This is a genomic window from Citrobacter sp. T1.2D-1 (assembly GCF_950098555.1).
In the GTDB taxonomy this organism is placed as follows: domain Bacteria; phylum Pseudomonadota; class Gammaproteobacteria; order Enterobacterales; family Enterobacteriaceae; genus Citrobacter_A; species Citrobacter_A telavivensis.
On record NZ_CATNHH010000023.1, the window covers coordinates 205,257 to 220,814 of the forward strand.

Annotated in this window: 6 protein-coding genes; 1 reads left to right on the forward strand and 5 read right to left on the reverse strand. The window is 47.0% G+C overall.

Annotation, left to right across the window (positions count from 1 at the left end; genetic code table 11):
• The gene (mobC, locus tag QQZ17_RS17200; RefSeq protein ID WP_152403881.1) at window positions 1-747 is read left to right on the forward strand and encodes a MobC family replication-relaxation protein; all 747 of its coding nucleotides are present in this window, start codon (window positions 1-3) and stop codon (window positions 745-747) included.
• Between the two features lie 192 nt (window positions 748-939).
• Here mobC and QQZ17_RS17205 read toward each other — a convergent pair whose 3' ends face one another.
• The 5 genes from QQZ17_RS17205 to QQZ17_RS17225 all read right to left on the reverse strand — a co-directional run bounded on the left by QQZ17_RS17205 (window position 940) and on the right by QQZ17_RS17225 (window position 15,557).
• Complete coding sequence (locus QQZ17_RS17205) at window positions 940-1,887, reverse strand: ArdC family protein (protein ID WP_152403879.1); 948 nt, start codon at window positions 1,885-1,887, stop codon at window positions 940-942.
• An 870-nt stretch (window positions 1,888-2,757) separates the two neighbouring features.
• Window positions 2,758-3,921, reverse strand: a complete 1,164-nt coding sequence (locus QQZ17_RS17210; RefSeq protein WP_306464040.1) for a RecB family exonuclease — start codon at window positions 3,919-3,921, stop codon at window positions 2,758-2,760.
• Window positions 3,918-9,914 (reverse strand): DEAD/DEAH box helicase, encoded by a 5,997-nt coding sequence (locus QQZ17_RS17215; protein ID WP_152403875.1) that lies wholly within the window; start codon window positions 9,912-9,914, stop codon window positions 3,918-3,920. Before QQZ17_RS17215 ends, QQZ17_RS17210 begins: the two co-directional genes overlap by 4 nt.
• A 17-nt stretch (window positions 9,915-9,931) precedes the next feature.
• On the reverse strand, window positions 9,932-12,745 hold the full coding sequence (locus QQZ17_RS17220) for a coiled-coil domain-containing protein (protein ID WP_214632470.1): 2,814 nt from the start codon (window positions 12,743-12,745) through the stop codon (window positions 9,932-9,934).
• Between the two features lie 34 nt (window positions 12,746-12,779).
• Window positions 12,780-15,557, reverse strand: coding sequence for a hypothetical protein (locus QQZ17_RS17225; protein ID WP_152403866.1), 2,778 nt, complete (start codon window positions 15,555-15,557; stop codon window positions 12,780-12,782).
• Window position 15,558 lies beyond the last annotated feature (1 nt).

The following is a 15,558-nucleotide window of genomic DNA, read 5'->3' on the forward strand; positions in this document are numbered from 1 at the left end:
ATGCTGATTTCATCATTTCACGAGCGCCAGACGCGTAACAACGAAAAAATAAAACAACTGCTGAACTTCCTGAAAGAAGAAACTTACAGTGATTTTAAAACTCTGATGCTGTTATTTGGTTTCCGGGACCACAAATCGCTTTATTCGCTGCTGGCAAAAACGGAGCGAATGGGGTTAATCCAGAAGTATGTGCTTGAATCACGGACAATGAAGATTTCATTATGGGGGATCACCAGCGACGGGCTGGCGGTAGTGTTAACCCCGGATGATGAAATCTTTCCTGCGCGGTTTGAACCATCAAAAATCACCGGCTGGACGCTGGAGCACCATCTTGATAATCAGGCCGCCAGGCTTATTCTGGAGAAGAAAGGCGCTTCGGGATGGATTAACGGCGACCGGGCCAGTTTTCTCAGCCAGTATCAGGTAAAACATCGCCCGGACGGGTTACTGACCCTGCCTGACGGTAACGTTATTGCCATTGAAACCGAGCGCCGCCTGAAAACCCGGGCCCGTTATCAGTCGATCATGGCAAGCCACCTGCTGGCCCGTACCCGCAAGCAGTGGATTTACGTTTTTTATGTTGTGCCCGATCCACAGAAGAAGCGTGCGCTTGAACTGCTGTTTGACAGCACCAGGCATGTCATCATCAACCATCAGCACGTCCCGCTGGAAGAACGCCACCGTCGGGTGTTTTGCATTTATACCCTTGATGAACTGAAACACCTTTCATTAGGCAGCTATACGTAAGTTTTACTCAGACCATCACTATGGTCTCACCGGCCTGGCGGCGATACCGCCAGGCCGGAAATTTTTTATTCCACTGCAAGGCGCAGACTGTCCGGTACTCGCTGTGCTGCGTTCCGCCTCAGTCTGTGCCTTGCAGCGTTGCCGGTTAAATACCATGTAACCGCATTTCCTTGCGGTTGTCTGGTTCCGGTCTCAGAGTTTATCCATCAGGTAACGATGTGCTTTAGAGGCGGCGCTGGCCGCTTTGAAAATATAACGCTTGTCGTTTTTCAGCGCTTTCAGCCAGGACGCAATATAACTTTCATGCTGTACCTCTCCCTCAATCCCCAGATCCGCCATCAGAAAGGCACTTCCCAGCTCCGCCACCAGTTCTTCCTCTGCATAACCCGCACTGCCAAACTTCCCTTTCATTTCACGGTTAAGGCGTTTTTTACCCCCACTCCAGTGAACCAGCTCATGCAGGCCGGTAGCGTAGAAGTTGGCCGCATCAGCGAAAAGATGGCGCTCCGGTAGCCAGACCTCATCAGTTGATGGACTGAAAAAGGCGTTTTGTCCTTTCTCGATGATGTTTGCGCCGCTCTTCCTGAACAGGTTCTCAGCCTGCGGCAACGGGTCAAAGGTTGCTTCCGGGCTGACGGTTTCCGTTGCCAGAGTCAAACCGTCGATTTGCTGAACGTTAAATACGGTGAAAGTTTTCAGCATCGGGATATGTTCAACGTCACCGGCGTCGTTTTCCTTTTCCAGGGTCGTATAGAAAATGGCTGTTGTTCCATGCTCACCCTTGCGAACCTGTCCACCTGCCGCCTGTGCCTGTTTGTAGGTCATCCAGCGGGAATCGCTGAACCCCTGTTTAGATGCGCTACACCACAGCAACATGATATTCATGCCACTATAAGCCGCACCAGTGGCGTAACTGGAAGGCAGACCAGACATGCCATCTACACGCTGCCACGGGCAGGACCACGGTTTTACACCGGCTTCCAGCGCTGCAATGATGTTGTCAGTAACAGTCTGGTAAATGTCGGTTCTGGTTTTAGAAAATTTCGTTTTTGAGGAGCCTGACGGGTCCAGCGGGGATACGCTGGTCGCCGCTGCGGTGTTAGGGGCGCTTGTCCGGGTGGTATGCAGGGAAATCGTCATGATTTTTTCTCCGTCAGTGTGTGATTTTCGTCTTCGTATCGCCTGACGGTTCGCTTTCCCGGCATCGTTCTGCCCTGCAAGGGCGCAGCATGCGTGCCATTTACCCTTGCAGGGCGGGTTGTGTTGGGAACGATTAACCGGAAGCAGATATGAAGAACGGAAAGCGCACGGGAGAAAAAACCTGCTCCTGCATAGCCGGGCATAGCGCCCCTTACTCCGCAGCGGTGAAAATAGATTGGTGGTAATGAGTCGGGAATTGGCATTAACAGGAGGTTCTTGTTGATGCTAGCATGTTTTCCTGCCGGGCGAGGCGATCCTGCTAACCGGGGGCGGTTTGTTCTTAAATTGTCTCGTTCCGGCATCAATCACAGCCAAGTATGTGCTGTCTCCTTATTGAGCGCCGCGTACAGTCTATCTACCATCACACGGATTCGTGGTGAGAGATTTCTTGAAACAGGCCACAGCGCCGTAACCGTCGCACCCTACTTGGGGTCTCAACGGGTATTATCCTCAATTACCCGCGCCGGATCGTCGGTTTCTATCAGAGTTTCGGCGAAGAGCGCCATACTAGGTCAGGACGGTGAAATTCGTAGCGGCGTTGAAGGGAATGGACTTTAGCCGTGCGTGCGCGACACAAAAAAAGCGATAACGCCTTGTGTCGTCGATGGAGTTAGTCAGGAGGCCAATCCCGACGCCTGATTTTGCAGGCGCGGGGTAAGGAAACAGCGATTGATGATGAGCGGCAAGAAAATTACTGGAAAGTGGATCGCAGAAAATAAAAAAACCATCCATAGAGTATATAATTATTCTGTCTGTTAAGCATTCTTAATAAACCTCTCTGCTTTCCTCTATTATTTTTCGAGAAAATATTTAGTGGTTTTTCTTCCATTGCAGGAAAAACTGAAATGCCGATCTTCTGGGTTCCTGAGTATCCACAACATAAAAATTTCGAGGGATTTTTTTCTCCGAACTAACGCCAAAGACCTTCAATCCATACAGAGTAACGTCGCAACCTATCATCTCATTAGACTCAGGAATAAATCGAGTCGGAATATGAAATACTTTTGCCATATAACCATCAGGAAGTAGGAGTCGTAGAGTCGTAAAATTATCATCCATCTCAACCTCCAGTAATCGCCCATGAATATCGATGCTAAAATGACGATCGTCAGGGTAGAATTGTTGCCTGAAATGACATGAATTTTTTGAGTAAATCGGGCACGAGCAACGGCCAGCACACTGAATACAATGTCTACCCGGCCGAGCTATATTAAGCGCAGAAAAAGAAGTATTACGAGGTAATATTTCATTAAATGAAACAAGAACACGATTGACGCATTCTTGCAGGCTGTTATCCAATACACCGGTCCAGCTCCCCCCTACTCCGGCTAGTTCCAGTTCAATATTGATTTCAGGAGCTAACTCTTTTACCATCATGCCATATGCCGCTATTTGTAACAAATATTCTTCTTTCGGCTGATTTTTTTCGTCTCTCACTTCGCCGGTTTTAAAGTCAACAACCCGTATCTGCCCGGTTTCTTTTCGGTAAATGAGATCGGCACGTCCCTGCATATCGAAACAAGTACTTTTCAGCAGTTTTTCCCGACCTATCGGAATAACACTTTCCCGCATTTTTATCATATCTGGCAAATGTCCAACCCGTTCAGCAACCGGAGTAACAAGAGATTTGGTGTAACGAATGTATTTGATCAACGCCTGACGCGATACTAATCCAGCAATGCCATAGCGTTCCCAGACCCATAGCGCCAGTGCTCCTTGCTGAGTCTTTATCAAGGTCGCCACAAAGTCGTTTTCAAGCCTCTGTATGATTGATTCAGGATTATTCTCGCCACTTTTTTGCAACGTGTCAGCCAGTCTGTGCACGGCACTCCCCAGAGCAGCCTGAGGAGGCAAAGGCAAACACCGGAAAGAATGCTGCTCGCTTTCCAGCAAGTACCTCATTGGGCAGGCAAGAAATACGCCCAGCTTTGAGGGGAGCGCCGGGCGGGTTCGCTCCAACGTCATTATATTCATTTTTCGCTCGAACGAGGTGTTGTGCACAGTTTTGCCATCACAGTTCCCATACGGCGAGAAAGCTCAAAGGTATTTGTAAATACTATATCTTCCTCAAGCGAGAGCACCTCAAGTTCAGGATTAGCTTTAAAAACCCCGTCATAACTCCAGAAAGGATGCAGTACTGCCGCCCAGCGTTGTGGGCTAATACCTATCAGCGGGATATTTCCCACGATTTTTACTTCACTCCCCTTAAATAAAGACGATGCTTCTTCGGCCAGTCGTTTGGCATTAACCGTCCAGTCAATGATGCCGGGGGATGAAAAATCTCCACGTAGTCCGGCATCATAGGTTTTATCCAAAAGCAGTTGAATGACATCCAGTCCCAGACGCCAGTCGAGCAAGCCATGATAAGCCTGATTACCGTACCGATGCAGGCAGTAATAACATGCCTGAAAACATACGTCGCGATGCTGTGGTTCTAAAAACTCTTTCAGTGGATAGGATCCTTCGTCATTGATAATCTCATTCATCACTTCAAGAACAATCGGAGAGCCAGAGCTCCCGATCTGCTGTAGTCGCTCGCATAATCCAGAACCATTAACCAGACGATCGGCCATTTGTAATATCGGTGCAGAAATACCGTTTTTTAAAATTTGTACGCGAGGCTCCAGAATTTCAATTTCTTCCGGATCAGTATCAAGTAGCTCTTTCGAAGCATAGTTGACGATGATAAAAGAAGCAGATAGCGCGGCCGCCCGAAATGCAGGAGTCAGTGCGCCTTGCAAGTACTGTAACTGGAGGTCCGCCGGAGTATCCACCAACATCAACGCCAGTAAATCGGTTACTTTAGGTGCCGAGAGATAAAACGATTTTCGGCTTTCCTGCATAGGGGTAAAGCGGTTTTTAAGTGATAAATCAGCCTCAAGAAGGTTATTGTCTATCCATACGTGGTTTGCCCATAGCGGCTGATATACTCCCGCCTTTCTGAATGGAACCCGTAAATTTCCTTGTATCGCATTGAAACCACTCCATTTTTTGTCCGCATAAACACCACGATTTAACCTGTTAAGGCAGGTTTGGGATTTTAGCTGGATGGCAACATTAGAGTCAGGTACAGATACTGCATTCTCAATTGAGTAAGCTTCAGCAATAGATACTCTGCTGGCCACCGTCAGGGTTTGGTCAAAGTCTTCTTTTGCAGATTTATCTTCAAGAGTGGTAATAAATCCGTTGGGTACGTAACACGAATATTGCTCGGCACCATCCATGACCCCACCGCAGGCGCTGCATACAGCGGTCATCGAGCCCACCAGTACCCAGACTTTGCACACCGGGCAAACGGTCATCGCCCTGCACTCTCCCGGTTCGTCAGCTTCAGTGAAAAATTCGGCTGGGTTTTTGTAGCTTTGCTTCAGCATTCCGGCATAGCCTGCGGTAAAGTAACGGCGTTTGTCCTGTACCAGATATTTTCCCGGCGCAAATTCCTGAATCGCAATATCCAGATCGCGATCCATGCTGGCGAACTGTACATCATGTTCGTCCGTACTAACCGGCCTTGTCAGCAGAAGTCGTGTTCGGGTTGGCATACCGTACATAGGGAATTTTCCCTGTTCGGCCAACGCTTCCGCCAATCCCTTTCCTGCCATAGCATCGTCGTCCAGTACTGATTTAATATCTTGTATTAGACATTCCGGCGTCAGAGGGTGGATTATTGTACGGTAGAATATTTCATCCTGTTGCATACACGCTTGAGCAAACTCATCACGCGCGTTGATGGTTTCTTTCAGCGCGTTACGAATGCGCGGCAACCAGTTTGCCTGATTTTCTTTTAGCCAATGAACCTGAAAAAACTCTCCGTGATTGTCGGGTTTATGTTTGTCACCATCAACAGGCCACGACTGCCCCGAATCCACTACATGCTCTCTGAGCCACTTAAAAGCGGCCACCAGCCATATTTTGCGCACTAAGCGCTGGCAGATCATTTCCAGTTTAGTAGTTAAGAAAGGTGGCGGAGGGAGATCGCCGGTGATCTTTTCCGGGTTACGGAAGTAAAATAAATCATGGCTCTTGCTGCGACATGCCGTTAATACAAATGCAAAAGCCTGCCCACGTCGTCCCGCTCGCCCTACGCGTTGCTGGTAATTAAAACGTTGCGGCGGCATGTTGGCCTGAAAAACTGCGCGTAGATCGCCAATATCAACCCCCACTTCCATCGTGGTGGTAACAGAGAGTACATCCACCTCTCTGGCGGCTCTATCCAACTCAGGATGAGGTTCGAAGTCCTCCAGCCCTTTTGGCAATATGTCATCATCATCAGCAATCAGGATACTTTTAAAACGGCGTAATCTCGCTGCCGGATTCCCCGTCATGCCCGTGAGTTCTTCAGAACGCATTCTACTGATACGGGAAGCATACGATATACGTTTACCGAGATAGTTTTGGGTTTGTAATTCCCCCGCGTTACCAGAAGATGTTTCAGGTAGTGGCGCATAACAGCGGGTGCAAAGTTTTGCCCCCTTGTGCAAATGCACGCGACCACAGTGACTACAGCGCCAGAAAGGAGCGGTAGCCTCTACTAAACGAAAGTGCACTTTTCCAATGTCAATAATGCCGCCCTGATGACCAGAGCGTTTGAGGTGTACAAGAAAGTCCCCAATCAGCAATAATGTCTTGGCTCTGGAGTGGTTACAAAGCTCATCGCTAAAACGGCGCAACCGATTTTTAGGCTTCACATCGTCTGCAACATGCCAGCGCGTTTCTGTTGTTGTGTACTGGGACGGTGCGACTCGATAGGCATCCGCCAATACGCGAAGCATAGCGTCATAGACAGCCAACTGTTCACGCGTGCAGCTGTTAGCCAGAGGAAGGCAGGGATAACCCCATCCTGCTTCTTCCAGCGCAAAATAGGTTTTACTGAACACGCTTTCCCCGACCAGTTGTTTTAGGTCGCGGGAGATTTCCTTCCGGGCAACGTCCAGATTACCCTCATAGGAAGGATGTTTCTTCCAACACCATTTGGTCTGTTTGTTTTTTTCAAATAATTGCTGCCATGCAAAAGTGATAGTTTCTTCATCATGTTTTTGTTTTGAAGGCTCAGGAACAGGAGATATCCCCGTTCGATCGGTAGGATGAATACCCGCTTCAACTAATGTTGCCAACAGAGGATTAAGGACGTTGCCTGCGATTGGTGCTTCAGGCTCCAGTATACTGCTCAGCGATACGCTGTCTGCCTGTGGCAGTAGCAATAAGTCACTCAGCCGCTGTTTTTCGCCAAAAAGCTGTCCTAATTCTTTGTCTTCATCCGCAGAGAGCTGCCCCTCTTTAATCTCTTTGCTAATTAGTTCTTTTCTGCGTTTATTAAGTTGTTCTAACTGTATGGTCACTTCTTTATGGGAGCACTGACTCGCTGACAGTTCCTTCAGCGAGCGCACAACAATCTCACGGCGAACATCATCATGGTGACCTGACTCCAAATCGAGCGCCGCATTGGCAGCATCCTGCCGACTGTCAGAAAATGTGACCAGCCGTTCCCGATCGCCAGAGCGTTGTAATTCCGCCATCAACGTACTGGCCAGGAGCTGCGTGGTTTTCGCAAAGCCGACTCGAAAACTGCGAATAGGTGATAGTTTACCTTTACCGTATTTATATGATGTACCACATGCCGGACACTGGAAAGGCAGCGCACTCCCCGGTGACTGGCTGGACGACTGGCCTCTTTTCCTAGAGGAAAAATCACCCGATGGGACATAATAGAACCAGCCTGCAATATGTGTTTGTTCAATCGATCTTATAGGCGATAACGTGTGTTGAATCGCCGCAGTAAACGGATCGTAACCAGCCTTAATCCACTTCCCAAAAGAGTCCTCATCGGCTGGAGTTCCTTCTCCTCTAGGCCAGAATCGATCGACGGTCGGCATAAACAACGCATATTCTTCGGCGGAACGTCGTTCAACCATAACCGATTTAGCATGTTCAGGTAGTTGATCAATATCGGGATCGTTGGGTAAAAGCTCTACGCGGCTATCCGTTGCCGAGAAAGAAGAGGGTTTGCCGCCAAAAAATAGTGTGGCGCAACACTCACAGTAGAGTAATTCTACGCGTCGTGATTTTTTGTTGTCATAGTGACGCTCGCCATAACGCAGGCCAGACTCAACCGTCAGATCGGCAAAAAAGTGCTGCTCTCTTTCTTCTGTTGATGCACTTGACGGGGAAGGTAGCGGTGCTGCATATAATCCTTCCAGCGCCCGTAAAAAAGCATGGGCGCGAAAACGTGGCAATGGAATATCGTCGGGAAAGGGATGTGAAAACCACTCAGGCCAGCTATCTGTAGCAGCACGTAACCATATTAATGCACGAATCCCCTCACGTCCTGTGGAATGGGAGGGAAATATACGCGCTGCCAGAGCATTTATTGATGTAGCACGCAGAGACTTTTCACATGTATAGCAACCTTTTTCAAGCATACAGGCGGCCTGCACAACAACCCATTGAGCCAGTTTTTCCATACACTGCTCGTCATGATAGCCCCCCATACTTCGGGCAACGTTTGACCAGTGTTGCAAAGATGGCAGTGAGGATCCCTGTAGCTGTTTTACCGTATTGCAGAAGTGGTTGAGGTCACCGTGGAAATGCAACGTATTATCCTGTGCTGGAGCAACCATGGCACCATTCACCACGCAATCTGCCCAGTCTTTGGCTGCTGCACTCACAGGCAGTCCTCGCTGACCGAACATCCCCCATAAGTACTCAACGCTTTTCTTACCTTCAGGGCCATCAACGGGCAGTGAGGCACTGGATGCCAGAATACGCAGCTTATGTCGGTGCTGTTCTTGATCCAGCCCCAGACGGTTTATGAGATGTTTGAGCAAATAACTGACTTCGGTCCCTGCTGTACCGCGCTGAAGATGCAGTTCGTCAAGGACAAGATAAAAATAGGCATCAGGATCGTGTTCAATCCATTCTCGGGTTTGGTCAAAAATAGGATCGTCAATCTCTCGTACCAACATCGTGGAAAGCATACTGGTGTTAGTAATCAGTATATCCGGAGGTGATTTTTGCATTTCCCAGCGGCTAAGCATTTCTCCGCCTGATACACCAGGGAAATTGAATTGCAGGTTATCATCATGATCCCGAATCCCCTGCCGCACAGCTTCCCGATGCGTGTCTTCCACGGATTGAAGATATTCGCGCAATTCAGTGATTTTACCAGCGACCCGTTTTTTCTCTTTTTTCTCTTTTTCCTCGCTCCCCGGTCGGGGATGGTTTAACCAGCCAGTGACTTTCGTTGCGCCAGTATAACGACCAAAAAAGATACGGTTGCCACCCAAGTGTAAATCCATCGCTTCATGTGCTTCTCGGGAATCAAGCGCCCGACGCATACGCACCATTTGATCTTCAACCAGTGCGTTCATTGGATACAAAATTAGCGCTCGCACGGCTTTTGGCCGTGCTGATGCTTCTGCCTCACGCATAAACGTAGGCTGAGTATTTACTCCATTATGCCACCACGGCTGCCAGCATTTAAGCGAGGGACTTTTCGGCCAACCACTCGCTTCTTTCACAATTTGAGCCAGAACTGGCAGCAGAAAAGATTCTGTTTTACCTGACCCTGTTCCTGATGTAACGATGCCCGGCATTGCGGGCTGTACACCTCTTTTCAGCATGTCTAGCTGGTGGGTATAAAGTTTAAAACGTCCTTTGGTGGAGTCGGATTTATCGCGAGGCAAAAGCCCTCCCAGACAAAGATCGATAAATGCGTCCCTTTGTTGCTCGGTAAACCCTGGCAACCATTCCTCACCTTCAGCCACATTACGTAAATCACTGATGGTTAAACCATAATCCTGATATCTTGGCATTGGTTCCAGAAAAAGATCTGCACATAATGTACCTTGCTGTTCCAGTAAGCTACGTCGGTATGCCTGAATATCGGGCGAACCTATACGAAAAGCAGTTTCAAGATAGGTGATGTAAAAATCCCTTATTGATTCAAATGATTCCAGTGGGTTATTCATAAAATGCCCTTGTTTATTTATAGCTGGAACAGATGATCAAGCACGGTTACAGATGCACCGTGAGTGATTTCCTGAACATAAGGTATCAATGCAGGAGCCAATGGCTCAATTTCTGCGGTTATTTTTTCTGTGGTACTGCGCCCAATAGTGAAAGCCAGCATTGCCAGCGCCTGAGATTTTTCGTCGGAATAACCCAATGCGTTTAACACCGCCCGCATAGTTTGCTGCTGATTATCTTTAGGGTGAGCATCGGCGTATAACGAAGACCATAATTTGGAGGCCACGCACGCGGGAGCAATATCTGAAGTATATTCGGCTGGTGAGTATTCAGTCTGCTCAACCTGTGTACTGCTATATTCGGCCATAAATACGGGCAACTGGTGGGCAACCGGCCCCTGTAATGGGAACGTACTTTTACCAACGGCAAACGTCAATACAAACAATACAGGGTAACTTAACGAAAGGTGCCGCAAGGTATGATTTTGATCCTTCCAGCATAATCCCGCAGAATATTCACTGCTAAACAGGCATTCGTTAAGTTCGGGAAGTAATGTTTCCGGCGGCATCCGGTTAAACCCGCGTAGTTTTACTATAGTCATTAACCCGCTTGATTGTTGGTGCTCCAAGAAGTCACCTAGCGTCATAGAGCTCGTGCTATTTGTACTCCTGATTAGCACAGGTGATTTCATTAAGTCGCTGATACTAAAAAGATCACCATGAATAGAGACCTCCCCCCATATGCTTCCCGACAGAATATTGGCTAAAGAAACGACCGTTTTCTGGGCGTATTTTCCTGTTAATCCGACAACTGATACAACATTTGCGGCAGCAATCAAACTGAACAACAGATTTTCGCTTAGTCCGGTAATCGCTGCCTGTTCTTCGATCGCAGCCTGTAGCACTCTTTTGCTGTTTATTTCATTTACTTCCGGCGGTAGTAAAGACTGAGGTAACGGAAGGCTCGAGGCGGGTTCGGTGATTCGTTCTGATGGTATAACGGGTGTGGGTGTGGCCGAACCAGCGATCATCGTTCGCAACAACGCCGTCTGTGCCAACGTTTCTATACCCGCCTGAGACGCTTGCTCAAAGGTTTGCCTGATTCGTGAATCCAGCTCAGCTTCCTGCTGGCGTAGCGCTTTTTTTATACGGTTTGTTTCGCTTTTTAGCGTCTTTTCCTGTCGGTTAATTTCTGCATCCAACTGCGCCTTCTTATCCATCAGTGATGCAATCGTCTGTCTGAGTTGTTCCTGCTCACTTTCATACTGAGCCAGTATTACTTGCTTCTCTGCGCAGATTTGCGTCTTTATTGTCGGCAACGTCAACAGTTGTTGAATGCTACCGTCCAGAAATTCTCTTGAAACCGCAACCTTCTCAAGTTGCGTCAATGCACGTAAATACGCACTTCGATTATCTGACTCATATTCAGCCATAAAGTGAGCTAAACGCTGTAAGTGTGATTTGCTGAAAACAGGAAAATCTGTCGATGAATAGTCTAACTTTAACAGCCGTTTTATCCATGTAATGGCAGGCGCACAATCATATTTTTCGCTCAATCCGGGGAGTTGAGGCACTATAGTGATTGACTGAGAGCGCAGTTCCACACAACTTAGTTCCCGATAAGAATCCAGAGGTACGTCAAAATCATATTTTTTAGGATCAAGAATGTCTCCAGGTAATCTTAGCGCCAGACCATCGGTTAAGAAGAAGATAGTAGGAGATTTATCTTGCGGTTGGTAACAGGTTAATAGCCATTCACGAATCGCATCCGGTTCGCCGGAATCATAGGGGATTTTGACAACGGAATATACGCGAGACTGGTAGTCAGTCAATGCACACTGGGCCGTTTTATCGGATGGTTTGTGTCTCGCTTGCCATATGCCTAATTCCCCATGGGTCACATTATTTGTAAAATGATTTAAAAATCCTATAACTTCGCCACGATCGGGATAGAGCATATGGCTGTGAGCATCTGAAAGATCCCGCAGTTCATCGTCAATAAACACGCCAACGGGCGAAACAAAGAATACGCCAGAGGGAAGCACTTTCGTCACTTTACCGACAAAGGACACTCCATCGATATCGCCATTGATCTCGTCTGGCGCAACAGGCTCTGCCAATAATACTATTCCGTTGTCAGCCTCTTCCTGAGGACGAACGACGCCAAACGTTGAGATGAGCCTACCAAATTTTTGCCCCAAAGGCAGTGGGTGATTGGATAACTGTGACACCCACTGACCTGCAACTTCCGTTTCCCCCTTCAACATAGCAACAAGCCCAGCAACGAACGCCGGAATTATTCGATCTGAAGGCGATATGTCACGTCCCTGACTTACGAATAGACACTGCTCGATATCTTCATCAGTAACACTAATCGTTGACTGCTCAGGTAAACTATCGCTGGACCCATCAGGGTCATCATTATGGAGTAGTGTAATTTCTTCACCGCGAAGAAATTGTGCGACGATGTCAGGGCAAGGCTGAGTGACGTAGAACCCAAGGATTGCGCGCCATAGCGGTTTTGGTGATGAGATATCTTTATCGTTATTTTCTGCGAGCAGAATCTCATGAATGATTTTTTGGGGATCGCCTTGTTCTGGAAATTGTACGTGAGTACGAAACCACGTTAGCACAATGGAATGGGCCTTAGGTGGTAATGCACTCAAAAAATGTAAAATCTTGTTCGGAACCTTTGGCAAATTGTCCGCTTTAGCACCAGCCATAATCAGCTTTTGCTGCGATTCTTTCAGGCAGTTCATCAACTCAAAAGGCTCTGCACCAAAGAGATACATCTGCCTCAATCTTTCTTTAATGATATGTTGTTTTTTAGACACCCTGAGTGAGCTCCTTAGTGATTGATTTAAGAGATTAATTTATGCTGCTTATCCTGCGTAGCGCCAAAGCTCTCGCCCGCCGAGTGACCGCTCGGTTAACCGGGAAAACAGCATTATCATCACACTCAACGCCTCCCCACAATTCATCCCCTCTACCAGCAAATATTATCCTTCCGTCATCACTGACGGTACAACAACCACCGGCGAAATGTAACCACCACTGAGTGACAGAAATCGGTAAAGTAATTAGTGATTTAGACCAGAAGAGATCGCCATAGTGACTTTGAGTGCCAAGCGTTTTTTCCGACCTCATGATGTGAGCCATTAACGCCCAGGCAAAGCTATCAGTTTGCCAGTACCCCGTATCCGCCCGAATAAAATAACGATTACGTTGTTTTTCCCGACAGCGCATTAACAGGTCGCTATTTGTTGGCTGGATTTCCTCTGACCATTGGTTCTTTTTTGTCTGCCAGAACGCCACATAAATATCAGGTGGCAAAGCTGGAACTTGCTTTATTTGAGTCATGGATAACAGCACGCCACTTAATGGGCCAACAGAAAAATCTTTTCTGACTAGAAGCTGCCAATTGAATCGCTCAAGCAAATCTTTTACGCGATCGGCTCCTGACAAAATCAATTCAATACTGCCAAGTGCAAAATTATTATCCACTGTTGACCAACGTCTTACCCGTTCACTTTCTTTCAACAAACCTTGCAGATGATGACGCTCGCTTTTCGTCAACATACCGCTTACTCGGGCAGTGAGTCCTTGTACCGTCTCACAAACAGATAATGTACGTTTTGCCAGTGATACCACCGGATACGGCGCATGTCGTCTTTCTATTACGCAAAGCCAGCCTGAGGCAAAAAGCAACCGGCGCAACCGCCATGCAGGAATACCTGTCGCTAGTGATACGGGCGTTATATGTGTATTAAGCTCATCAAATGGTAGCGTACTGCGTTTTTGAAAACGCAGTGCCAGTGCTTCAGCTAACCAGTCAAATGCGGCAGGAAGCATGTGCAAATCAAACTGTTTACTCTCTACAGGCACACGTTCATCACGTCGCCATAGCGACCATGATCCGCCTAGTGAGGTAGTTTTTTGGTTTTTCAGACACTCCATTGACTCAACATTGTTTAATGGCACTAATGTTCCCCGTTGACCATCAATAAGCCAGTCATGCTGTTCGGCAACTTTACGATACGGAGCATCCGGCGCATGATCGAGGACGTGAATGTCAAAAACCAACGGTTCAACATGTTTCTCAAGCGTTAACCGATAGCGACAAAACGCCTGTCCTGATAATGAAGTGAGTTTTTCCGGAGAAATAAATAGTCCTTCACCGCCTTGTGTTGGTGTTAGTATGCCGCTGACCAGTTCTATATGATTGGAATCGCTGATTACATATTCCCCGCCAATGGCACCCACCATATGAATAACCGGCGTACTGGCTGGGTTAAGTAATATTGACTGTCCAAAACGGGCTGCACCTGTGATATAAGGTCGAGCAGGTATCCAACTCTGAACCATAAATCTACGAGCAGCACCAGGAAGTAATTTGGCAAGTTCGGTTAATTCCTGCCTACTCATCGTGTCAAAGACTAGAACTTCCCAATCTTCAGAATCTGTATTTTTTCCTAGCGTCATAACAGTCAGGCCAGTATGTTCAAACCTAGTGCGGATATGTACAGCATATTCACGACGAATAATCAAACAAACCAGGCCATCGTCAAAATAATGACCATCCGAACTGATAAACCCAGAATCATCCCTGAAAAGGGGTAAACACCCAGCATGTAGCGCCATGCCAACCCGCGATCCAATTAAGCCTTTTTTTCTTTTTTGTAGAAATGAAAGTAAACTCGTTAATGTAGCATTAGCGTTGGTCTGATAATAAATGCTACTGTAACTCTCCAATTTTTCTGGTAACGATTCAGTTTTAACGGTATCCAAAGTCTGAGCACCAACATCATCCATTAACAGATAAATTTCTGGAAGTTGCGGATCGGTAGCGTCTAAGTGAATGCAGAAAAGCCCATTCTCTCTGGCTTGTTGATTTTCTTCATGCCGCGTAATATCCCTCACAGCCCCCCAGAACGGGCTACTATATGCCTGCTGCATGGCTGCAGTTGATAATAGCGTATAAAATTCATTGAATTCACTGACGAATACTTCACTAAAACCATCAATTCTCTGGTGTATTACTTTATTAACAGACTCAAATGTTGAATGGCTGTCCAGATTATTACGAACCAATATGGCTCGCAAACGAACTTCATCTCTATAACAAGGAAAAGAAAGCCTTTTAGAATACCCAATCAACTTTTCATTTTGGGGATCGGGTAAAAATAACCGAGAACAACCCTGTTTACTCTGACTCCATTGTTCAACTCTCCGCCATAAGCTAGGCAAATCTCTAAAAATAAATTTCTTATTCCTATTCAGTCCCAATAATACAGAAAACCTAACCCTAAAGTCTCCTTCATCATGAGTTTCATTATCAGCACTGGCGGCAAGTAACGTTAAATATAGAATAGAAAAATGAGGTGGGATGCCTTTTATTCGAGTCAGACTATCAAGCGTTGAATCATCTCTGAGATAACGTTGTATTTTTCTTTCATCCTTACCAAATGAATCAAGAAAGCTTTGCTTAGCTTCTTCTTTACTACGAGAACCAGCCAATTGCTCAAAAATTCTTCCAGTAGTATCGATTCGACTCAAAAATACATCTGCACGGGAAGGCTCAAAAAAAACGGCGTTAACTAGTGCTGCATTCCACTCTTCTAAAGAAATAGGGAAAGATATACTCATG